General features: G+C 47.8%; 19 protein-coding genes. 5 read left to right on the top strand and 14 right to left on the bottom strand.

Going from position 1 to position 21,471, the window contains the following annotated elements:
• Positions 1-428 precede the first annotated feature (428 nt).
• The 8 genes from B0681_RS05555 to hppD form a co-directional block, all read right to left on the bottom strand.
• A complete protein-coding gene (locus B0681_RS05555; protein WP_078317763.1) occupies positions 429-1,202 on the bottom strand; it encodes a tRNA threonylcarbamoyladenosine dehydratase in 774 nt (257 codons plus the stop codon).
• Complete coding sequence (locus B0681_RS05550) at positions 1,189-2,037, bottom strand: TatD family hydrolase (protein WP_078317762.1); 849 nt, start codon at positions 2,035-2,037, stop codon at positions 1,189-1,191. The genes B0681_RS05555 and B0681_RS05550 overlap by 14 nt, the downstream gene beginning before the upstream one ends.
• Positions 2,038-2,133: 96 nt before the next feature.
• A complete protein-coding gene (locus B0681_RS05545; protein ID WP_078317761.1) occupies positions 2,134-3,177 on the bottom strand; it encodes a 5'-nucleotidase in 1,044 nt (347 codons plus the stop codon).
• A gap of 74 nt (positions 3,178-3,251) precedes the next feature.
• Positions 3,252-3,812 carry a GspH/FimT family pseudopilin gene (locus B0681_RS05540; protein ID WP_078317760.1) on the bottom strand — a complete coding sequence of 187 codons (561 nt, stop codon included), beginning with the start codon at positions 3,810-3,812 and terminating at the stop codon, positions 3,252-3,254.
• Positions 3,802-5,181: an FAD-binding oxidoreductase gene (locus B0681_RS05535; RefSeq protein WP_228143872.1), complete on the bottom strand. Its 1,380-nt coding sequence runs from the start codon at positions 5,179-5,181 to the stop codon at positions 3,802-3,804. Before B0681_RS05535 ends, B0681_RS05540 begins: the two co-directional genes overlap by 11 nt.
• A 698-nt stretch (positions 5,182-5,879) precedes the next feature.
• Positions 5,880-6,512: a maleylacetoacetate isomerase gene (gene maiA, locus B0681_RS05530; protein WP_211271510.1), complete on the bottom strand. Its 633-nt coding sequence runs from the start codon at positions 6,510-6,512 to the stop codon at positions 5,880-5,882.
• 89 nt (positions 6,513-6,601) lie between these two features.
• Entirely contained in the window at positions 6,602-8,002 is a 1,401-nt protein-coding gene (locus B0681_RS05525) for a Na+/H+ antiporter NhaC family protein (protein WP_114144958.1), read from the bottom strand.
• Between the two features lie 319 nt (positions 8,003-8,321).
• On the bottom strand, positions 8,322-9,401 hold the full coding sequence (hppD, locus tag B0681_RS05520) for a 4-hydroxyphenylpyruvate dioxygenase (RefSeq protein ID WP_078317756.1): 1,080 nt from the start codon (positions 9,399-9,401) through the stop codon (positions 8,322-8,324).
• A 206-nt stretch (positions 9,402-9,607) separates the two neighbouring features.
• Between hppD and B0681_RS05515 the strand changes: the two genes are divergently transcribed.
• The 3 genes from B0681_RS05515 to B0681_RS05505 all read left to right on the top strand — a co-directional run bounded on the left by B0681_RS05515 (position 9,608) and on the right by B0681_RS05505 (position 12,822).
• Positions 9,608-10,525 (top strand): LysR family transcriptional regulator, encoded by a 918-nt coding sequence (locus tag B0681_RS05515; RefSeq protein WP_078317755.1) that lies wholly within the window; start codon positions 9,608-9,610, stop codon positions 10,523-10,525.
• A gap of 209 nt (positions 10,526-10,734) precedes the next feature.
• On the top strand, positions 10,735-11,802 hold the full coding sequence (gene recA, locus B0681_RS05510) for a recombinase RecA (protein WP_078317754.1): 1,068 nt from the start codon (positions 10,735-10,737) through the stop codon (positions 11,800-11,802).
• Between the two features lie 27 nt (positions 11,803-11,829).
• The gene (locus tag B0681_RS05505; protein WP_228143871.1) at positions 11,830-12,822 is read left to right on the top strand and encodes a regulatory protein RecX; all 993 of its coding nucleotides are present in this window, start codon (positions 11,830-11,832) and stop codon (positions 12,820-12,822) included.
• 45 nt (positions 12,823-12,867) lie between these two features.
• On the opposite strand, the gene B0681_RS05500 is transcribed toward B0681_RS05505, so the two are convergent.
• From B0681_RS05500 to B0681_RS05475, 6 genes are all read right to left on the bottom strand, one after another.
• Positions 12,868-13,749: a PHP domain-containing protein gene (locus tag B0681_RS05500; RefSeq protein ID WP_078317753.1), complete on the bottom strand. Its 882-nt coding sequence runs from the start codon at positions 13,747-13,749 to the stop codon at positions 12,868-12,870.
• A gap of 95 nt (positions 13,750-13,844) precedes the next feature.
• Positions 13,845-14,966: a cell division protein FtsZ gene (gene ftsZ / locus B0681_RS05495; RefSeq protein WP_078317752.1), complete on the bottom strand. Its 1,122-nt coding sequence runs from the start codon at positions 14,964-14,966 to the stop codon at positions 13,845-13,847.
• A 187-nt stretch (positions 14,967-15,153) separates the two neighbouring features.
• On the bottom strand, positions 15,154-16,452 hold the full coding sequence (ftsA, locus tag B0681_RS05490; protein ID WP_078317751.1) for a cell division protein FtsA: 1,299 nt from the start codon (positions 16,450-16,452) through the stop codon (positions 15,154-15,156).
• A 73-nt stretch (positions 16,453-16,525) separates the two neighbouring features.
• Positions 16,526-17,248: a cell division protein FtsQ/DivIB gene (locus B0681_RS05485; protein ID WP_078317750.1), complete on the bottom strand. Its 723-nt coding sequence runs from the start codon at positions 17,246-17,248 to the stop codon at positions 16,526-16,528.
• A gap of 324 nt (positions 17,249-17,572) precedes the next feature.
• The gene (locus tag B0681_RS05480) at positions 17,573-19,021 is read right to left on the bottom strand and encodes an ATP-binding protein (RefSeq protein ID WP_228143870.1); all 1,449 of its coding nucleotides are present in this window, start codon (positions 19,019-19,021) and stop codon (positions 17,573-17,575) included.
• A 90-nt stretch (positions 19,022-19,111) separates the two neighbouring features.
• Positions 19,112-19,786, bottom strand: a complete 675-nt coding sequence (locus B0681_RS05475) for a response regulator (RefSeq protein WP_078317748.1) — start codon at positions 19,784-19,786, stop codon at positions 19,112-19,114.
• Positions 19,787-19,968: 182 nt separating this feature from the next.
• On the opposite strand from B0681_RS05475, the gene B0681_RS05470 reads away from it, so the two are divergent.
• Positions 19,969-20,589, top strand: a complete 621-nt coding sequence (locus tag B0681_RS05470) for a DedA family protein (protein WP_228143869.1) — start codon at positions 19,969-19,971, stop codon at positions 20,587-20,589.
• Positions 20,582-21,391, top strand: coding sequence for a Cof-type HAD-IIB family hydrolase (locus B0681_RS05465; RefSeq protein WP_078317747.1), 810 nt, complete (start codon positions 20,582-20,584; stop codon positions 21,389-21,391). Before B0681_RS05470 ends, B0681_RS05465 begins: the two co-directional genes overlap by 8 nt.
• Positions 21,392-21,471 lie beyond the last annotated feature (80 nt).

Raw genomic sequence — 21,471 nt, 5'->3', positions numbered from 1 at the left:
TAGCCATTCTGCTGTATAGCGACAGCGCAACAGGTGCTGAATGATTCTATTAGCACCTCTGATTTTATAATTTCTTGATTTGCTAAAATCATCACTCTTACTATTAATAATTTCAAAAATGTGATTGATTAGCAATCTGATGCTATCAGGGGCTGGTTCGGAATAATTTTCGTATATCATTGGATGCATAATGTTTTTTATAAATGATTATTCTTGATGTTTTTAATGATACCAATTAACATACCATTAGTCAATATCTATATAATACACTAAAAATTAAAAAAGCTTGCTATTTGAGAAAGCAAGCCTTGGTCTCATAGGCAATTCCAAGAAAGTTGCGATATGATTTCTTGGGATATGGCACGGGCGCCGTCACTTAATTCTTTGGTTTTGCACTGCTTACCAGTATGAATTTCTGGAAATTATATTTATTTCTTAGCAACCAGCTGCAGTGCCGTACTTGCCATCACCATGCCCGCTGTTGCCGTCATCACCACTGCCGAGCCATAGCCGCCGCAGTTAAGCCCTGCTTGGCAAGACTTATTCACCGTCGGCTGCTCATCCGAATAGACGCATTTTAGCCCAAATTTTGCCTTGCCGCCTTTGGCGATGCCTTTTTCACGTAGTTTGGCACGCAGTCTGGCAAGTAGTGGATCTTGGGTGACATCACGCAAATCAGCAATTTTTAGCCGTGTTGGGTCAAATTTCGCCCCTGCACCACCTGAGACGATGCATGGGACTTTGTGGTATCGGCAATGCATGGCGATGGCAAATTTCGCCGCCATATCATCAACACAATCAAGCACAACCACCTGCCTACCATCAGCTGCCAAAGCTTGTGCTTGTGTCTTGTTTGGCAAAATCGATGTCACATTTTCAGGTGTCAAAAAATCATCAATCAACTCAAGCTCAATCTTCGGATTAATCCCACGGATGCGATCTGCCATCACATCGATTTTACTCTCGCCAATGGTGTCCGTCAGTGCAGGCAACTGGCGATTGATGTTACTGGCCACCAGTACATCCATATCCACAAGCACGATTTTGCCAATCGCTGTACGCGCAAGGCTCTCGGCCGCCCACGAACCGACGCCACCGACGCCGATGACATAGACGATGGCATTGGTAAATTTGTCAAATGCATCGCCATACAGCGTCCGCACACCCGTGAAACGGCGTTCATAATCATCAATTTGGGTCATGATATTTCCAATCAACTCGTAATGCTTGGCAACTATTATTCCACAAAATTTGTGCCAATTCATCTTTAGATATATTAAACAAACTGGATAATTCATCCAGCACATAAGGCAAATTGGCAGGCTCATTAAAACTGCCTAAATGCTGACACGGCAGTGGCATCATATCAGGGCAATCGGTTTCAATCACAAAAGCATCCGCCCCATATTTGGCAAATACCGCCATCACAGCGCGACGCAGTTTTTTGGCATTGGGATTGGTGATTTGTCCTGTGATGCCAAGCTTAAAGCCCCGCTTGACGAAGGCCAAAGCTTCTTGTTCGCCACCGCTAAAACTGTGTGCGATACCGCCCCGTTCATGCGCATGATACTGATATCGCTCAAGCAGTCGCAACACATCGGCGTGATTTTTGCGAATGTGCAATAAAATCGGCAATTCATATGCTTTGGCAAGTTTGATCTGCTCAATAAAAAACAGCTCTTGCTTAGCAAAAATTGTTGGCTCTTTTAATTCACTTGGATAAGTATCGAGGCCAATTTCAGCGAGCGCGATTGGCTTATGATTTTTTATAAATTCTTCAAGAATGTATAAATCTTTATGCTGCTGTTCTTGGATATATAAAGGGTGTAATCCAAATGCCAAATGCGACTTTGGCGCGCGATCAAGCCCATTAATCTCATCATTGGCAGCGACCATTTGCGCAAAATATTTGGCAACAAAGCCAATCAAAATCAAATGACGCACGCCTTGTTGATAAGCGCTATCAGCCATCTTGGCACGAAACCCATCATATTCAGGCACATCAAAATGCGTATGTGTATCAATCAGCTGTAGCATGGCGTTTGTCTTTTCGGTGGGGCTTGACGGATCTACTGCTGCGTCTTGGAATCAGCACCAATGCCAATACGATGGCGATTTTAAGAGCGGATTTCATCATGGTTTTGCCTTTGATTTTTTGACTGGGGTGAACGCCTGATCTTCCATATCAGGCACTGCTTGAGGCGCCAGAATATTAAGCTGGGATTCAGAATGATAAGGGACCAAAGCCGATGGCACGACCGAGCGCGCTGCATCGATATGCTTGATCGAATCATCGAAGAAGATGTGCGGTGCAAAGGTTTTTAGCACGCCTGTCTTATCAAGCCCACCCAAGAAAAACGCCACATCGACTGTCACGCCCCACTCTCGCAAGGTCTTGATCGCACGCATATCTGCTGGTGCATTGCGCGCAGTCACAAGAGCGATTCGGATCGGATTGTGTGGTGCATCGGTGCTTTGATTGGGCAGCTTGGCTTGTAATTTTGAAAGTTTTATTAAAAAATCTGCATAAGGGCCTTTTTCGATGGGCATATCTGCCATCTGCGTCTCACGCTCGTGAAAAGCATACAGACCTTCTTGCTTAAACACCAGCTCGCCTGAGTCGTCGAACAATACCGCATCACCATCAAAAGCGATGCGCAGCTGCTCGGTATCAAGCTCATCCATCGGCACAGGCGTGGCATCAAGCACCGCACAGGCACAGATTTTGGCATCGACGACCGCTTGGGCATCGTCATGGTTGGTGGTCAAAAACAGATCCACATCAAAATCCTTGATATAGCTTGCCACCGAATCACCCGAAATGAATGCCGAACGAGTGATGCCAAGATTATAGGCACGGATCGAGTTTAACACCTGAATACCGATGTCTGGGGATGACTTGGAGACGATCACCACCTCAACAAATGGCGACTCAATCTCATAGTGCTGATTGTCCTGATACTGATTGAGATTCAATAAGGCTTCGATCAGTGGATAGCCCGAGCCTTTTTGTAGGATGTCATTTTCACGCGCCTGCTGATAGGCCTGAAACTTGCGTGCTGCCGTGTCTTTATTTTTGGCGACAAGCTCGGCCAATTTGGCTTCATTTTCTGCCAAATCAAACAGCGCCGTCGCCGAGATCGCCACGATTAATGTATTTGAAAAATCTACCGCCATAGTCTGCCTTATGCCAACTCACCACTTTGTGACCATTTTATCACAGTTAGCCGCTTTGGGTAGTTGTTTGGTGATCAGCAGTTTAAATTCTCCACATCGCCGCGCTCTACTCTCACCAAGCCATGCATGTTAATGACCATTTTATGATCCAAAGAGCTGTTTTTGGCGTGGCTACAGTAGCGGATATTACCGATGTGGCCACGCGGTTTGGCATTATCACCCATAAATTTGATGTAATGACGCGACAAAGATACATTCATCGACAGCATGCCGTGCTGTAGCTGCAAAGGCTGATTGAGCGCCATCACATCAGCAGCATCTGGGCGGTTGTTGCGATTTTTATCGACGAACACCATCAAAGCGTTTTGACCGAAGCGATCGCAGACACCTGCATCATTAACGATGCAGACGATGACATCTTTTTGGTGCAGCGCCGCTTCGATTTTGGCGCGGCGGATGGCCTCTTGAATATGGCGAGCGACGCTGTGCGACTCATAACGCTGCATCAGCCTGTCATAAGCAGGCAGCGCGATCATCGCCATCACCGCGATGATGCCAAGCACTGTCAGCAGCTCGATCATCGTCAGGCCTGCTTGATGACGAAACGATCGGCAGGCGGCAGTTTTACAGCTCATCTGGCCAGATTTTATCTGGGTTCATGATGTTATTTGGGTCGATGGCTTGCTTGATGGCGCGCATCACTTTGAGCGCCTCGCCATGTTCTGCGGCCATGTATTTGCGCTTGCCCTGCCCGACGCCATGTTCACCTGTGCAAGTGCCACCCATCTCGATGGCGCGATGCGCCAGTCTGCCGATGATCTCTTCTGCTTTTTTGATCTCATCAGGATTGTTGGTGTCGACCAAGAGTAGCACATGAAAATTGCCATCGCCGACATGACCGACGATCGGTGCCAGCATGCCAGAGGCGATGATGTCATCTTGAGTGGCGGTGACGCAGTCGGCCAGTCGTGAGATCGGCACGCAAGCATCGGTGGATAGACCCTTAGCCCCAGGTCTTAAGGCGCACGCGGCAAAATACGCATGATGTCTGGCTGTCCACAGCTTTTTGCGTGCCGCCTCGTCGCTATGCCAACTAAAATCAGCGCCGCCAAAGTCCGCGATGATCTCGGCAAACAGCGCCGTCTGCTCGGCCACACTTTGCTGTGTGCCATGAAATTCGACAAATAAAGTCGCCTGCTCTGCCAGATTTAGCTGTGAATACTGATTGCACGCACGGATCTGTACAGGATCGAGCAGCTCGATGCGTGCGATCGGCAGGCACATCTGTATGGTGGCGATGGTCGCCTGACATGCCAAATCAATGCTGGGAAAATGACATAGCCCACTGCCCACCACCTCAGGCTGGCCAAACAACTTGACCGTCACTTCCGTGACAATGCCCAGCGTCCCTTCAGAACCGACAATCAGACGCGTCAGATCATAGCCTGCCGATGATTTCTTGGCGCGGCTGCCGGTCTTGATGATCTGGCCATCAGGCATTACCACCTCTAAGGATAGCACCACATCTTTCATCGTGCCATAACGCACCGCATTGGTGCCTGAGGCGCGTGTCGCGACCATACCGCCGATGGTGGCATTCGCCCCTGGATCAAGCGGGAAAAACAAGCCTGTATCCCGCAGATAGTGATTGAGCGCCTCACGCGTCACGCCTGCTTGCACTGTGGCGGTGAGATCTTCAGCACTCACCTCAAGTACCTGATCCATCTGCGACATATCGATGCACAGACCGCCTTGTGGTGCATTGAGCTGACCCTCAAGTGATGAGCCAATCCCAAAAGCCACCACAGGCATCTGATGCTCTGCACAAATTTTTACGGCATCTGCCACATCATATTTATTCTTGGCAGTCAGCACCGCATCAGCAGGCTGGTTATTCAGCCAAGTGGTGGTATGCGCATGCTGCTGTCGCACGGTGAGATTGGTCGATAACTGGCGATCAAAACGCGCTTGAAGCTGGGTGATCGCCGCTTGATATCTGCTCATGGTGATCCTTGTTATGATATGAACTTACAGTGATTCAGCGAGCGCCCATCGCATCGCATCACACTGCCAATCCAATCATTGTACCACATTTTGTGTCATGCTTTGGTGTCAGACACCCAAGACCCTCACTTCAACCAATGGCAGCCTTATAGATGACCCAAGAGATTTTGATGACAATTTTGTGAAACATCGCTGATTTTGGAGGTGCTTTAAGCGATCAGTTGGTGGTTTTTTTGTCGGTGGATTTGAGCGTGACTCAGAGTAAAATGCCTGCAAGTCTATTATCCACTTGCGCCATCCCTGATGATCATTAGGCTGGTGATATTTTTCCACACAAACTGTGGATAACTTTTTAAAATCGGCGTACTTTTGGTCATCAAAGCGTGTATCCATCTTGGCTTGGCTGCAACTGTACAAAATTTAACCAATTCAATCATCATATTTTAAATCATTAAAAATCATATACTTATAAAAATTTTTATGATTTTAACTGCCAAATATTGACAAATCAATCAAAATATTTTCCCCAAAATAACAGGCTTTTTGGTTTCACGATTTTTCCACAAATTTGTGGATAAAATTGTGGATAACTTTTTTTGATGATCGCAATATCCTCGAAGATTTGCCAAACTTGGGCGCTATGATGGCCACCAATCAATGCAAGCTAAATGCGCCAGAATCACTCTGGCGCATTATGATTACTGATGATCGATTTGGTTTTCAGGCTGGGCCTGAATAAAAGCTGGCAGGCTGTTGCAATGCTCATAAATCCGCATGATGGTAGGATAATTGGACAAATCAACATTGAACCGCTTGGCATTATAAACCTGTGGTATCAGACAGCAGTCTGCCATCGTTGGGATATCACCATAACAAAACTGACCTGCGTGCTGTGTTAGCATGGCTTCAAGTGATGCAAAGCCTTGATGAATCCAGTGCGCGTACCATGTCACCTTGGTCGTATCATCGACACCCAGCTCACCAGTGAGATACTGAAGCACGCGTAAATTATTCAGCGGATGCACTTCACAGGCAATCAGCTGCGACATCGCTCGCACGCTTGCTCGAGCCACAGGATCACTTGGCAAAAGTGGCACAGTGTTATCCACTTCTTCTAAATACTCCATGATGGCAAGCGACTGCGATAGCACGGTATCATCGACTTGCAGGCTAGGTATCAGCCCTTGGGGATTGATGGCGAGATAATCATCGCTTTTTTGCTCGCCTTTGAGCAGATTGATTGGCAAGATGTCAGCATCCAATCCTTTGAGTGCCAAAGCAATACGCACACGATACGATGCTGAACTGCGAAAATATGAGTAGAGTTTCATCATTCATCCTTAATCAGAAGTAAATTAACATCACAATCCAAGTGGGCTTTGGGTCTGCTTGATGGCCAAGCTTGTAACTGACTTGATCTTCATGCCTTATCAAGCTTGGTAATGGTAAAGCCCGTAAACCCAAAAAACAGCGTCAACACAAAGCACAAATAACAAAAGAACGCATACGGCAGATACGCCACCACAGGCATCCCAAATGCCCCTGCCAAAAAGCCGCCGTACACGCCCCATGGCACAAGCGGATTGATGACCGTGCCAGCATCTTCGATGGTGCGTGACAGATTTTTTGGATGTAGTCCAAGTCGCTTATACTCAGGCAAAAATGCATTACCCGATAATAATAAGCTCAAATATTGCTCACCAACCAGCACATTGATGCCAAGTGATGTGAAGGCTGCCGCTGCCACACCACGACTTGCTTTGGTCAATAGATGACGCATCCCATCAAGCAGTGCAGGCAAGATGCCCAAGCCTTGGAGTAATCCGCCCAACGACAATGCCAAAATCACCAAAATTTGGCTAAAGAACATACTTTGTAGTCCGCCACGACTGACGATTTTGCCAACATCACCAAGCGCCAGATTCTCCGCAGGTGCATAGCCTGCAAAGAACCAACCGCCCAACTCAGACAAGCTTGGACTGCTGTGTGTAAAGGTCAGCACCAATGACACGGCAATGGTCGCTGAGATGGTATAAATGGCGTTGACTTTTAACACTGCCAACACAACAAGCACCACAAATGGCAACAAAGCATAGCCATGAACCAAGCCACTGGTGATGAGCTGCTCTTTTAACACAGTGACATCGATCAGATCTGCCGACAGCTGACCACTGGATAAGAACCAAAACAGCCCTGCGCTGATGAGCCAAGCTGGTACGGTGGTGTACATCATATTTTTGATATGATCAAACAAATCCACACCAACAATCGATGCTGCGATACTGGTCGTGTCAGACAGTGGCGACATTTTGTCACCAAATAATGCACCAGACACCACTGCACCTGCGACGATGGCAGGGTTTGCACCGAACGCTGCCGCCATACCCAAAAACGCCACCCCAATGGTCGCACAAGTCGTAAAGCCACTACCCAGTGCAATGCCGACGATGCTTGATAAGACAAATGCTGATAAATAAAACAAATCAGCGGACAAAATACCAAAGCCATAATAAATCAGCGTCGGAATCGCCCCAGACATCATCAAAGCCGATACCAATAGCCCAATGAATGAGAACAGATAAATCGCCCCCATGCCCGCCCCGACACCGCTGATCATCTTGTCTTGCATGGCGTCAAATTTGACATCTTTTATCAGGCCAAACATCATCAAGCCGATAATCACAAGCAGTAGCGATAGATGCGGTACCCAGCCCCAAGCAATCATCGTCACGCCCAAGATGATGACCATCACGATTGCCATCGGTACGGCGGCACTTGGGCTGATTTTAAGTAATGGTTCGTGTTTGTTGTGTTCGTTCATATCCATATCCTTAACGCTTAAAATGGATAGCAAAGTGGCAAAAGCCAATCAATCTACCATGATACCACGACTGTCAATCGACGAGCCATGCTAAGCAGCTATGGATATTCATCACAAAAGTGTGTCTGTCATTTACTATAACAAACTTTGATACACCCAACTCACAGAAAACTTGATAAATATCGCACAAATGGTGATATATCCCTACTTGATCACTTGCTATCCATTGCAAAACACCCATCAACCACATCGATTAATATCAATTCCAGTGCTGATGGGTGCCGATCATCCTTTTAAGTTTTTTCTAAAAAATAATCAATCACTCCACCGCCAAAGCACCACGGCGGATCTGATCTCGCTCAAGGCTCTCAAACAGTGCCTTAAAGTTACCCTCACCAAAACCTTCGCGATAATCGCCTTTACGCTGAATAAATTCAAAGAATACAGGGCCAAGCGCCGTCTCTGAGAAAATCTGCAATAATAGGCGTGGCTGACCGCCTTCGGTTGTACCATCAAGCAAAATGCCACGAGATTGTAGTGCTTTGACATCTTCGCCGTGATTTGGTAGGCGTTCATCAAGCATCTCATAATAGGCATCATTAGGCGCAGTCATCAGCGGAATGCCAGCGGCTCTAAGCTTATCAATCGCACCAAGCAAATCATCGGTCAATAATGCAATATGCTGAATACCCTCACCGCCAAACGCCATCAGATACTCTTCAATCTGACCGCCGCCTTGCTTGGACTCTTCATTCAATGGAATGCGAATCAAGCCATCTGGTGCAGTCATCGCACGACTGGTCAATCCTGTGTATTCACCTTTGATGTCAAAATAGCGAATCTCTTGGAAATTGAACAATTTTTCATAAAACTTCGCCCAATAATCCATACGCCCACGATAGACATTGTGCGTCAGATGATCGACCACCGAAAAGCCATAACCAACTGGATGGCGATCCACCCCTTCGATGAATTCAAAATCAATATCATAAATCGATTTGCCATCCTCATAGCGGTCAATCAAATACAAAGGCGCACCACCGATGCCCTTGATCGCAGACAGGCGAAGCTCCATCACCGATGTCGGAATCTGTACAGGCTGAGCACCCAGCTCAATGGCACGCTGATACGCAAACTGCGAATCACGCACCCGAAACGCCATACCGCACGCCGATGGGCCATGCTCATTGGCAAAGTACATCGCCTCAGACTTCGGCTCACGATTGACGATAAAATTGATGCCGCCTTGACGGTACAGTAGCACATCTTTTGAGCGATGCTTGGCAACGAGCGTAAAGCCCATTTTTTCAAATAATGGCTCAAGCACATTTGGTGTCGGACTTGCAAATTCCACAAATTCAAAGCCACACAATCCCATTGGGTTATCAAATAAATCCATTACATTTCCTCCATATCCCAGATGATTATCATGAAATTTTGATCAGATATTAATCGCAAAGCAGTCTGGCAAAAATGCGAAAAACTCATCAAATCCACAGAATCTAAAAGATTGATGCGCCATCATTGCCAAGCTGATGGCTTTATCATAGAATAAGCAAAGATGTTAGACAAACAGTTTTTTTCTTTTATTTATCGGATGATTCAATGAATATCACCCTGCGACAACTCAGAGCTTTCGTGGCCATCGCCGAATATAAAAGCTTTACCAAAGCTGCCGATGAGCTGCATCTGACACAGTCATCATTAAGCGGTATTATCAAAGAGCTTGAGAAAAATTTGGGGGTGCAGTTGTTTGATCGCACCACACGGCAGCTGCATCTGTCTGGTGCAGGCGAGCGGCTGCTGCCTTATGCATTTCGGGTGTTGGGCGAGCTAAGACTGCTAGGCAATGAACTTGATGATCTCAAAGATTTCGATCAAGGCAAAGTGCGTCTGGCGGTCTCACAGCAGCTGGCTGCATCAGCGATGCCAGGTTTGATTCATCAGTTTCGCCAAGCGCACCCGAACATTCAAGTGACTCTACTGGACTGCTCCATCGAAGAGGTCATCAGCCGGGTGCAGTCATTGGAGGCGGATATCGGCATCGGGCCTGAGCGCGTGCTGATCCAAGATGTCGCTGCCAGTGCACTTTTTTCTGCTGATTTTTGTTTGGTGGTGCCGCCTTGCCACGCCTTTGCCGATCGACAATGGGTGGCTTGGGATGATATCGATGAGCCTGTGACCACGCTGCGGGGGAATTTCACCCAAAAGCTGATCGATGAGCTGCCCAAAGAGATCAGCCATCGCCTATTTCGCCCTGATTATCAGGTGAATTTTTTATCGACAGCGCTGGGCATGACCCAAAAGGGCTTTGGTCTTAGCATCGCCATGCCTTATGCCAAAAATTGGGTGGATCAGCATGGGCTAGTGATGATTCCTTTAGCCTCCCCGATCATCAGCCGCCGATTCATGCTCTACACCCACAAGCGACGATCTGTCACGCCTGCGATCACAGCATTCATGACTTTCCTCCATGCCTATGCCAATAGCTGGTCTGTTAATGCACCCGACTGCCATGGCTGATCGATGGCTGAACATCATTTAAATAAGGCAAAAGACGCATCCGATGAGTGTGGCGCCAAAAACTTGACGCCCAGATCTGCGCCATCAAGTTCGGGTTTTTGCAGATGATTTTTTCGATCTAATGTGCTATTGTATGTTATAATTAATCATCTTGACTATTCATACGGCAAGCGCTATCAGACGCACTGCCCTCATCAAAGGAATCCACTGTGGACGAAAATAAAGAAAAAGCACTCAAGGCTGCCTTGGCACAAATTGAAAAGCAGTTCGGCAAAAATACCATCATGCACTTAGGTGATGAGACTGCCAAGCTGGATGTGGATGTAGTCTCAACAGGCTCACTGGGTCTAGACATCGCTTTGGGTATTGGCGGCTTGCCAAAAGGCCGTATCATCGAGATCTTCGGCCCCGAAAGCTCGGGCAAAACCACTTTGACCCTGCAAACCATCGCCGAATGCCAAAAGCAAGGCGGCACTTGTGCGTTCATCGATGCTGAACACGCACTCGACCCGATCTACGCCAAAAAACTGGGCGTGGACATCGATGCCCTATTGGTCTCACAGCCTGACAATGGCGAACAAGCCCTTGAGATCGCTGACATGCTGGTGCGCTCGGGTGCCATCGACATGATCGTCGTGGACTCAGTCGCCGCCCTCACCCCAAAAGCCGAAATCGAAGGCGAAATGGGCGACAGCCACATGGGTCTGCAAGCGCGTCTGATGAGCCAAGCTTTGCGCAAGATCACCGGTAATGCCAAGCGCTCAAACTGTATGGTGATTTTTATTAACCAAATCCGTATGAAAATCGGTGTCATGTTCGGCTCACCTGAGACCACCACTGGCGGTAATGCGCTTAAATTCTATGCCTCAGTACGCTTAGACATTCGCCGTATCGGTGCCGTGAAAGAGGGCGAAGAAATCGTCGGCTCAGAAACGCGCGTCAAAGTCATCAAAAACAAAATGGCGCCTCCGTTTCGCCAAACCGAATTCCAAATCCTCTACGGTGAGGGCATCAACCGCTTGGGCGAGGTCATCGATCTGGGTGTGGACATCGGTGCTGTCAACAAATCAGGCGCATGGTACAGCTATGGCGACGGCAAAATCGGCCAAGGTAAAGCCAATACCGTCAAATACCTACAAGAAAACCCTGCCATCGCCGCTGAGATCGAGGCCAAGGTGCGTGAAGCTAAGCTTGCCACCCAGCCTGCGCCATCTGCAGACGAGCCTGATGAGGTGCCTGAATTTGTCGAAGGCATGGAAGATGGCGGCGCCTTTTAATCAAGCTTAGTCATTGTCTAATCAACCATGACCATCAAAACCTTATCTGAAATCTTGGCAGAAATGGGCGAGTCGCCTGTTTCTGCCGAGTCGTATCAGCCGACCGTGCTTGATGCGTCCAATTTTTATGCGCTCACGACCACCAAGCCAGCTTTTAAACAACCACAGCTGCGCACCAAAAAACCAGCCTCCGTCAAGCACACCGCCAAAAAGACAACCAATCAGCCACAAACAAACCCCGCGTCCCATCAAGCAGCTGATGCACATGACACACCTAGCCATCAGACACAGCCCAAGCCAAGCACAGCATCAAATGAACAAACCTGCGCTGATGAAGTACAGCAGCCCAAAGCGATCGGCAAAATTCGCCGTCGTCGCCAAGCTCATGATGACACACCCAAAATCAAAGCCCTGCTCGATGATGCCAAACAAGGCCAAACCAATGCCGTCATCACCGACAAGCTTGCTGCCGCCCTATCTGATGTCGCGATCGAGCCACTGGCTATCAATGATCGCGCGACCAACTACATGCGCTGGCTGGCGTTTTATTATCTATCAAACCGTGAACTATCCCGACATGAGCTGCGCCAAAAGCTGCTCGCCAAAGACTGCGATCCTGTCGCCATCGATGCACTCATCGAAGAATTTGCCGAAAAAGGCTATCAGTCTGATGAGCGCTGTGCTGCGATGTTGATTCGCGAAAGCATCCGCAAAGGTCGCGGCAAAATCCACATCCGTCAGGCGCTAAAGTCAGCGCACATCGCCCTGCCAGACTCACTGGATGTATTGATTGAGCAAGCTGGTATCGATAGCCTCACAGATGGCACAGCATTGGCTGATGATGATGGCGAGGAAGTAGACTGGCTGCGGCTTGCTGTCGAAGCGCGCACCAGAAAATATGGCGACAGCATTCCCACCACGCCCAAAGAAAAAGCACGGCAGTTGCGATTTTTGCAATATCGGGGTTTTGAGATGGGCGTTTGTTTGGATGCTTTAAAGCTGCGTCCATCCGATTTTTAGTACAGCATCGTTTACTGAACTTAAAATTAAATAGCGCAGATTGTATCAAAATCTTGACCAAACACCTGTTTGATCCACTCGGGGAGTGGCGGTTGCGCCAAGTTTTCGCCACGGCATATTGGCGCCATGATAATCACTACCAACAGACACGAGCAGGCCATACTTGGCGATGGCTCGGCTGACCATATCCACCGTGCTGACAGGTTCGGCATTGGGCAGCTCACAGCCATCACCGCCGCACTCAGCAAAGTCAGCGATCAGTCTTTGGATACGCGTCGCTGACAGCTTATAGCGTGTCGGATGCGCCAGCACAGCGACGCCACCGCAGTCATGGATCAGCGCCACAGCTTCGGCCATACTGATGGTCTGGATCGGCACATAAGCAGGCTTATTATCCGCCAGATATTTATCAAAAGCCGCTTGTACCGATCCCACAAACCCCATCTCATACAGCACTTGGGCGATGTGCGCTCGACCGACTGCACGCGGATTACCACCGACTTTCGCCAACACTGCCTGCCATAGACGCTCTTGCAAAGCCGCTTTGCCATCATCGATCAGCTCTGACAGCTTATTGACCATCGCTTGACCGCGCTGATGGCGGCTGTCTTGCAGACTTTGCAGCGCTTGATGCATCCGATTGATGTCATGAAAATTTAATGCGACCACATGGATGATCTTGTCGATCTGCTGATGCTTGCCATAGCCGCCTGACAGCGTATGCGTGCAGCTGATCTCCACCCCATCTATCAGTCGAATACCAGCAGCATCGGCGGCACTGCGCGCCTCCTCTAGTCCTGCCACAGTATCATGATCGGTTAAGGCGAGCAGATCGATGCCGGCTTGTTTGGCAAGTTCGATCAGTCTGGTCGGTGTATTAGTACCATCAGAGCAGGTGCTGTGAGTGTGTAAATCTATTTTTGTCATGAATATCAAAGCGGCAAAGGGTTGAGATCATCTGGCTATATATGGCAATACGGTCCATCAAAAAGCCCCACCGCATGGCAGGGCTTTAAAGTCAATCAGCTGTTTTTTTGCTGTTCTCTTTGTAGGAATGTACCGACGCTAATTGGCTTTGGTGAGCTTTGACGCACAGTTGGCGCTTGGCGATTTTCTTCAGCCAATGCACTGGTATGCTGATCCAATGAAGGCTGTGGCTCGACTTTTACTTTGGTCGGCGCTGGCTGATCATTGACTGTCAAGCCTGTAGCTACCACAGTCACATGGATTTCATCTTCCATGTCTGGATCTTCGACCAAGCCATAAAATACATGCGCGTCTTCATCCATCATGCCCTCACCAATGGCAACGATCGACATCACCTCATCCATGCTCACACCAGAGCCGATGATATTGATGATCAAACCTTGAGCATTGCGCAGATTTAGGTCATCAAGCAGTGGTGAGCGGATCGCTTTTTCCATCGCTTCAGCAGCACGGTTGGTACCACTGGCGCGGCCGATACCCATCATCGCATGGCCTTTGGCACTCATTGCAGTGCGCACATCTTCAAAGTCAATGTTAATCATACCAGGATTGACGATGGTTTCGGTCAAGCCATTTACCGCGTGCAATAGCACATCGTCCGCCTTTTTAAAGGCATCGACCATGGTTAGGTTGCGATACGCTTGGGTCAGCTTGTCATTTGGAATGGTGATGATCGAATCGACATGCTGAGTCAGTGCATCAATGCCATTGCGCGCTGCTGCTGCGCGGCGCTTACCTTCAAAGGTAAATGGCGTGGTGACGACAGCCACTGTCAAGATACCCATTTCTTTGGCGATGCGCGCCACCACTGGGGCAGCGCCTGTGCCTGTACCGCCGCCCATACCTGCGGTGATGAAAGCCATGTTATAGCCCTCAAGCATGGCGCGAATCTCATCTTCGTTGCTTTCAGCGGCATTACGACCGACTTCAGGGTTGGCGCCTGCACCCAAGCCACGCGTGGCATCGGCACCGATCTGAATTTTATTTGGTGCAGACAGTTTGTTCAGAGCTTGTAGGTCGGTATTGGCGCAGACAAAAGTGATGCCAGAAATGTTTTGGCGAACCATATGCTCCACGGCATTGCCGCCACCGCCGCCGACACCGAATACGATGATGCGTGCTTGACCGTTGGTTTCTGGTTGAAATTCATCAGCCATTCCGTATTTCATAACCTAACTCCGATAAAATGTAAAATTAAAAATGTATAGTACCATTGTACGCACAATCGGCATTTTTGGCAAGCTGCTCAAGCCATTACGCGCAGAAATTTTTAAGAAATTATCTGTCATGCCACTGAGTAAAAACTCAATCAATAGCCATCAAGCCACTAGCAGCAAAATTTTATTAAAAAACTCGTCGAATCCACGCCGAAAACTGCGCAAACAGCGTGCTGATTTTTACCCAAGACTCTTTAAACCAGTTTTGTTTAGCGACTTGCATCTCTTCGATCTGTTGATCTTGGGCAAATTGTGTGCTGCCCATGAACAACAAAGCACCAATGGCTGTATGCAATGTGTTGTCCGACAAATGTTTGTTTAATAACTTAATATTGTCATCGGTCAAATGCTCAGGATCAAGCTTGATGTATGGATTGCCTGTGATCATGCGAGCCTTGATGCCCAGTTGATTACGAGCAAAATCCAGCAAGCCATCCATCATCGCGCCACCACCAGCCAACACAATGCCAGCATCCAAGCTCACCAGCAGCGACTCATCGATATCACCAATCAGCTCATCAAACAGCCTGCGATATCGCGCCTCGATCACCTGATTAAGTTCTCGTCTGAGCATGGTTTTTTCGTGTTTGGTGTGCTTTTTATAGGTGACGACAGCGCCAGGGCTGTATTTGCGGCGATTGAGTGTGCCTTCTTGACGCTTAAAGCTGTCAGCATCACTGAGCGCGATGCCGCATTCTTTGGCGATGTCCATATCGACAGTTACGCCACCCATCTCAAGACAGCGGCTATAAATCAGCACGCCATCTTTATAGATACATACTTTGGTCGTGCCAGCGCCGATGTCAATAAAGCAGACGCCTGCTTGTTTTTCTTCTTGGCTAAGCGCGTATTCTGCGCCTGCCACGCCATCAAAAATCCCAACATCGACCCGCAGATCATCTTGCTCGACAAGGCCAATCATCTGTTTAAGTTGATGTGCTGGCATATCAATCACATGACTTGCCACCGAGATCTCATCAGTCATCAATCCTTTGGCATCTTGAACAAAATAATCATCCAAAAAAATCAACTGGCGGCAAATTTGAAAAGCTGCGCGATCTTCGGCAGCAATTTTGGCAGCCATGGCTTGATTGGCAGCATGAATGTGTTCGGATGTTACGCTGCGATCAGGACTGTCGATTTTAATGGCTTGCTGCATGTTTTGCATCTGCATCACCGGCGAGGCGATACACAGTGCCGATGAGATGATCTGCAGCCCAGCCATATCACTGGCTTCGCGTACGGATTTGTGAATTGCAGACAGCAGATGCTCTCGGTTACCCACACGACCGCCAAAATAAGCATCTGTGTGTGCCAAGCCCACAGCTGCAATTTTTAGATATTTCTCCGCCCCTTTGGTCTCAAATTGACCGACGGCTGTGCAGACAGCAGTGGAACTGATGTGTATTACCACCTGAAGAGTCACGCAATTTCCTTAAACTACCCCAATATCACCGCAACAAATACGATGTCATTTTAAATTCAATCCAATCACGCCATCAAGCCTGAGTGCGCCATGCGATGGCAAAGCCATTTTTATAGCGCAGATCCACCGAGTCGATTTTGGGAAAATCGCTGGCCAATGAGCTTTGAAGTTGTAATGCCAAGTTGTATAATTTTTGCTCAGTGTTTTCGTGATCGACCATGATGCGCATGCCATTATCAAAGCGGACAATCCAAGTCTGACGCGGTGTGAGAATCAGATCTTGCACATGCACACCCAAAGGTGCATACCAAGTATTGATGCGCTTGAGCTTTTGCATGATTTGCATCGCTTCAGTGTCGCGGCCGTGCAGATTCACCAAGCGTGTATCCATCAGCTCCGCGCCATCGGCTGGCTGATATACCACACCATTGGCATCGACCAACTGATCACTGCCAAAATTGGCAACGGCTTTTCTGGGAGTCACTGAGACCACCACGCCCTCTTGCCAATCCCGATAAACGCTGGCACTCTCAACCCAAGACAGCTGACTGATCTTATCATGGATCTGACTTAAATCAGCACTAAAAAATCGGACACCGCCCAAAGGCTCAACTGCCTGTTGTAGTGCAGTATGCTGTGCCGCCGACAGATTTTGGGCTGTGATGACCACTGGCTTGGCACTTTCATTTTTGAGCAAATACACCGCCAAAAATCCAAACACAGCAATCAATAGCAGAATGATCAGTGCAGACTGCCAAGGCTTAAATGCAAATTGTTGAATGGACTGTTTGGTCATGGATAGGTTGCCAGCTGATTGTCAAACTTTTTTAATCAATCTTATGCATAAGATTTCGGCGATTTACTCGGCTTTGATGGCAAATTTTTGACTTTTTGAATCATCCGATCCCATAAAAACCACAGTCAGCGCCGCTCAAACTTAACATTGAGAAAAATTAGCATATGTTAGCGTATTTTATCGATAAGTGAAAGTGATAAATGGCAAAAATCGCCAAAAAATCGCCAAAAAATCGCCGATTTTTACATAAGATTACACTTTTTTTTGGTTAACTGTGCTAATTTTGTCAAAAATACAAGTTTTTAGCATGATTATCGCCTCATATTAAGATTTGGGCGTGATGGTCACACTAAAGCCAATGCGCTGCTTGCCTTGATACCGATTGGCAAAATTGGCCTGCAAGCCATGCAGCTGACAGATGCGCAGCACGATTGACAAACCCAAACCGCTGCCTGACTGCACCTGCCCTGAAGGACGAAAAAAGCGCTCGCTTAGCCGCGACAAATGCGCCTCGTCAACGCCCATGCCATCGTCATAGACACAGATGGCGCTGCGGCCAATTTCTAGCCAAATATGACTACCCTCGGGGCAATAGCGGATGGCGTTATCGATCAAATTGGTCAATAAAATTTCTATTAAAGTCTCATCGCCATAAAGCGTCATTGGCTCATCATCGAGCAGGCGGATGAGTTGACTGTGCTTTTGACGCGCAAACAGATTGCTTTGACTCAGCACCGTCTCAGTGATGGCCTGCCAATCTATTTTTTGATCAAAAACCATCGCTTGACGATCATCGGCAGACAGTTTTGCCAAGGTCAAAAGCTGACCGACCAAATGATTGCTGCGCTCAATGCCAGCTTTGATGGCAAGGCTATGCTCGAACAAGGTACGCTCATCGGCTTCATCCAAAGATGCGGTGAGTATCGCCTGCTCAAGCATGTCCGCTTGCAGCTTCATCGCTGTTAGCGGGCTTTTTAGCTCATGTGACGCATCGGCAGTAAAACGCTCCTCGCGACTGATGGCTTCGGCGACTTTAACAAACCATCGATTCAAAGCATCGATCAACGGCTGCACCTCTTTTGGCACCCCAACATCCAAAGGTGAGCTGCTTGCAGGATCTCGCGCTTGTATGTTTTTGCTAAGTGCAGTTAATGGCGCAAAGCCGCGGCGGATCGACCACCACACCAACAACAAAAACAACAAAAGACCACAAACCACAGGCAAAAGCTGCGCAAGCATTGCTGCCATGATCATCTCTTGACGAGATTCAAGATTTTGACCAACGGCCAACACGCGATCATGCTGCTCATCACGCACATACAACAATCGCCAGCGATCTTCAAGCGGATTGATGCCCCGACTGGTATTAACAAAGCCCTGCCGATCGGAGCGAAACAAAAACTCCTCGCCATTATCATCGGCCATCAGCAAGCGACCGCCACCATCCCAAATGGCAAAGCCCGTATATTCATCCTCAAAATCTTTCAGCCGTGCTGTCTGCACCTGCGAAAAACTGGCATCTTCCACCAGTCTTAGCGCATCATCGTCATCGCCATCATAAAACTCCACCGACGACGCCAGCATGTAGGTTGACAGCTGCATCATCTGGGCATCACCAAGCTTGCTCATTTGCTGCCATAGCATCACTCCGACCGTGCCAACCACGCCTAGCCAAATCACTGGCAGCCCGATGAGCAGCACCTTTAACAGACGCGATTGAATGCTATAATTTGCTTGTTTGTTTGGAAGCGGTTTTTTTGATGATTTTAACAAGGACAGTGGCATTATGATGTGTGTTTTATGATAAATTAAGATTTGACAAATACGACATCGGCAGATGATCGGCAAATACGATCCAGTCTTTTATTCAGCTTGCCATGCGGGGTTTAGATAATAACCGATACCACGTTTGGTTAAAATAAAATCGCTGCCCAGCTTTTTGCGCAGATGATGGATGTGTACTTCAATGGTGTTACTGTCCACCTCTGAGCTCCAACCATACAATTTATCCTCAAGCGCAGCTCGGCTATGGATCATCTTTGGTGCTGCCAAAAACTGCTCTAACAATGCCAACTCTTTATTATTAAGCTCAATCGGTTTGCCATGAATAAAAGCTTGTCGGTTTTGCGCATCAAAGCTCAACGAGCCAAACTCCATCAACGATTGAGCGCGGCCTTGGCTGCGGCGGATCAATGCCCAGATTCTGGCAACCATCTCATCAAGCGCAAACGGTTTCACCAAATAATCATCAGCGCCAGCATTAAGTCCTGCCACGCGATTGGCAATCGCATCGCGTGCGGTGATGATCAAGACAGGCGTAGTGATGCCTTCTGAGCGCCAATGATCCAGCACCTGCATGCCATCGCCATTAGGCAAACTTAAATCCAATAACACCGCATCAAACGCAGCGTTATGCAGCGCTGCCTCACCAGTTTTGGCGTCAGAAAACCACTCCACACTCATGCCTTGCATGGATAGGCCAGAGATCAAACCGCGCGCGATGTCCGCATCATCTTCGATCAATAAAATTTTGGTCATAATTTTACCAGATGAATGTCAAAAGCTGATTTTAGCATAAAATTTTGGCCTATTTTAGCCCAAAAACCTTAAATTTATCTTAAACACAAAAAACCAACAAGGCAACAAAAACCGCCCAAAGATCGCCCAAAAATGTTAAAATCATCGATTTAACACAAATGATCTGATAGCAGGCACAACCAATGCAATTAAGCGAGTGGATTTTGATGGTCATGGATAAGCTTGGGCTTATCGGAGTGACTCTAATGATGTTTTTGGAAAATGTCTTTCCACCCATCCCCTCCGAACTGATCATGCCCGCTGCAGGATTTGCAGCCGCCATCGGTGAACTTAGTTTGATCAGCGTGATCATCGCAGGCACCATCGGCTCCGTGCTGGGCGCTTTGCCTTTGTATTATCTTGGCAGCCGCTTGGATGAAACCAGGCTCATTCGACTCACCGAACGCTACGGCAAATATCTACTAATCACACCCAAAGACATCGTCAGCGCCCAAGCATGGTTTGATAGACACGGCAAAACTGTGGTGTTTTTTGGGCGTATGATTCCAGCGATACGCTCTTTGATCTCGATTCCAGCAGGCATGGCGCGCATGTCGTTATTACCGTTTTTGATGCTGACGGCAATGGGTTCGATGATTTGGAGCGCCTTACTGGCTTATGCTGGCTTTGTACTGGGTGCTAATTATGAAAAAGTGGGGATATACATTGAGTCCGTCAGCCATTATGTTGTCTTGCTAATGGTGCTGATTTTTAGTTATCTGCTTTATCGACGCATCAAAACTGTTTGGAGGAAACATGACTGATCAACAAACAGCGCGCCCAAAAATCATTTTCTTTGATATTGATGATACATTATATATCAAAGACGAGCAGCGCATCCCAAAAAGCGTGCAAGGCGCACTGATGGCACTTAAAAAGCAGGGCGTCATACTCGCCATCGCCACAGGTCGCAGTCTAGGCATCATACCCAAACCCATCCGCCAACTGATAGACACAGTGGGTATCGAGTATCTGCTGACCATGAATGGCCAGTACAATCAATATCAAAATCAGCTGCTATTCGATCACCCATTGACGCCTGAACAGGTGATATCGATTTTTGATGTCTTTGATAAGCATCAAATTGCGACCGCTTATATGACCAAATCCGAAGTTTATCACTTTGCTGACAGCGATTATTTGCGATCAGCACTCAGCTCTTTAAACATTCATCCCATTCTTGTCGATCGTCACTCTACCGACATACTGAATGAACCGATTTATCAGATTTTGGCGTTTTATACAGAACAACAAGGCATCCACTTAAGATTACCTGAGGGCATCAAAACCACTCGTTGGCATGCAAACGCTGTGGATGTGCTGGATGTCAGAAGTTCAAAGGCTCGGGCCATCGAGCAGCTGTTAGCAAAGCTTAATATCGAGCCTCGAGATGCAGCAGCATTTGGCGATGGCCTAAACGATCTAGAAATGTTTGACTTGGTTGGCACTGCCATCGCCATGGGGAACGCCCATCCAAAAACCAAGCAAGCTGCAGATATTATAGCGCCTCGTCACGATGAGGATGGCATTGCACAGATCCTTGATGCGCTGGAATGGACCACATAATCTCGCGCTCCCAAATCACCTTGGATGATGGCAAATTATCCATTAATAAATATATGTAACCCCCCAACAAAAAACCCCCT

Source organism: Moraxella porci DSM 25326 (assembly GCF_002014855.1).
Taxonomy (GTDB): Bacteria; Pseudomonadota; Gammaproteobacteria; order Pseudomonadales; family Moraxellaceae; genus Moraxella; species Moraxella porci.
Note: the sequence above shows the minus strand (reverse complement) of the source record. Positions and strands in the feature narration are given on the sequence as shown.

Excerpts from the sequence above, each read along its gene's own strand:
- hppD (WP_078317756.1), bottom strand. The coding sequence starts at position 9,401 with ATGGATTTATTTGATAACCCAATGGGATTGTGTGGCTTTGAATTTGTG.
- B0681_RS05550 (WP_078317762.1), bottom strand. The coding sequence starts at position 2,037 with ATGCTACAGCTGATTGATACACATACGCATTTTGATGTGCCTGAATAT.
- B0681_RS05525 (WP_114144958.1), bottom strand. The coding sequence starts at position 8,002 with ATGAACGAACACAACAAACACGAACCATTACTTAAAATCAGCCCAAGT.
- B0681_RS05500 (WP_078317753.1), bottom strand. The coding sequence starts at position 13,749 with ATGACAAAAATAGATTTACACACTCACAGCACCTGCTCTGATGGTACT.
- B0681_RS05555 (WP_078317763.1), bottom strand. The coding sequence starts at position 1,202 with ATGACCCAAATTGATGATTATGAACGCCGTTTCACGGGTGTGCGGACG.
- maiA (WP_211271510.1), bottom strand. The coding sequence starts at position 6,512 with ATGAAACTCTACTCATATTTTCGCAGTTCAGCATCGTATCGTGTGCGT.
- B0681_RS05470 (WP_228143869.1), top strand. The coding sequence starts at position 19,969 with ATGCAATTAAGCGAGTGGATTTTGATGGTCATGGATAAGCTTGGGCTT.
- B0681_RS05505 (WP_228143871.1), top strand. The coding sequence starts at position 11,830 with ATGACCATCAAAACCTTATCTGAAATCTTGGCAGAAATGGGCGAGTCG.
- ftsZ (WP_078317752.1), bottom strand. The coding sequence starts at position 14,966 with ATGGCTGATGAATTTCAACCAGAAACCAACGGTCAAGCACGCATCATC.
- B0681_RS05485 (WP_078317750.1), bottom strand. The coding sequence starts at position 17,248 with ATGACCAAACAGTCCATTCAACAATTTGCATTTAAGCCTTGGCAGTCT.
- B0681_RS05475 (WP_078317748.1), bottom strand. The coding sequence starts at position 19,786 with ATGACCAAAATTTTATTGATCGAAGATGATGCGGACATCGCGCGCGGT.
- B0681_RS05540 (WP_078317760.1), bottom strand. The coding sequence starts at position 3,812 with ATGAGCTGTAAAACTGCCGCCTGCCGATCGTTTCGTCATCAAGCAGGC.
- B0681_RS05465 (WP_078317747.1), top strand. The coding sequence starts at position 20,582 with ATGACTGATCAACAAACAGCGCGCCCAAAAATCATTTTCTTTGATATT.
- B0681_RS05515 (WP_078317755.1), top strand. The coding sequence starts at position 9,608 with ATGAATATCACCCTGCGACAACTCAGAGCTTTCGTGGCCATCGCCGAA.
- B0681_RS05535 (WP_228143872.1), bottom strand. The coding sequence starts at position 5,181 with ATGAGCAGATATCAAGCGGCGATCACCCAGCTTCAAGCGCGTTTTGAT.
- B0681_RS05545 (WP_078317761.1), bottom strand. The coding sequence starts at position 3,177 with ATGGCGGTAGATTTTTCAAATACATTAATCGTGGCGATCTCGGCGACG.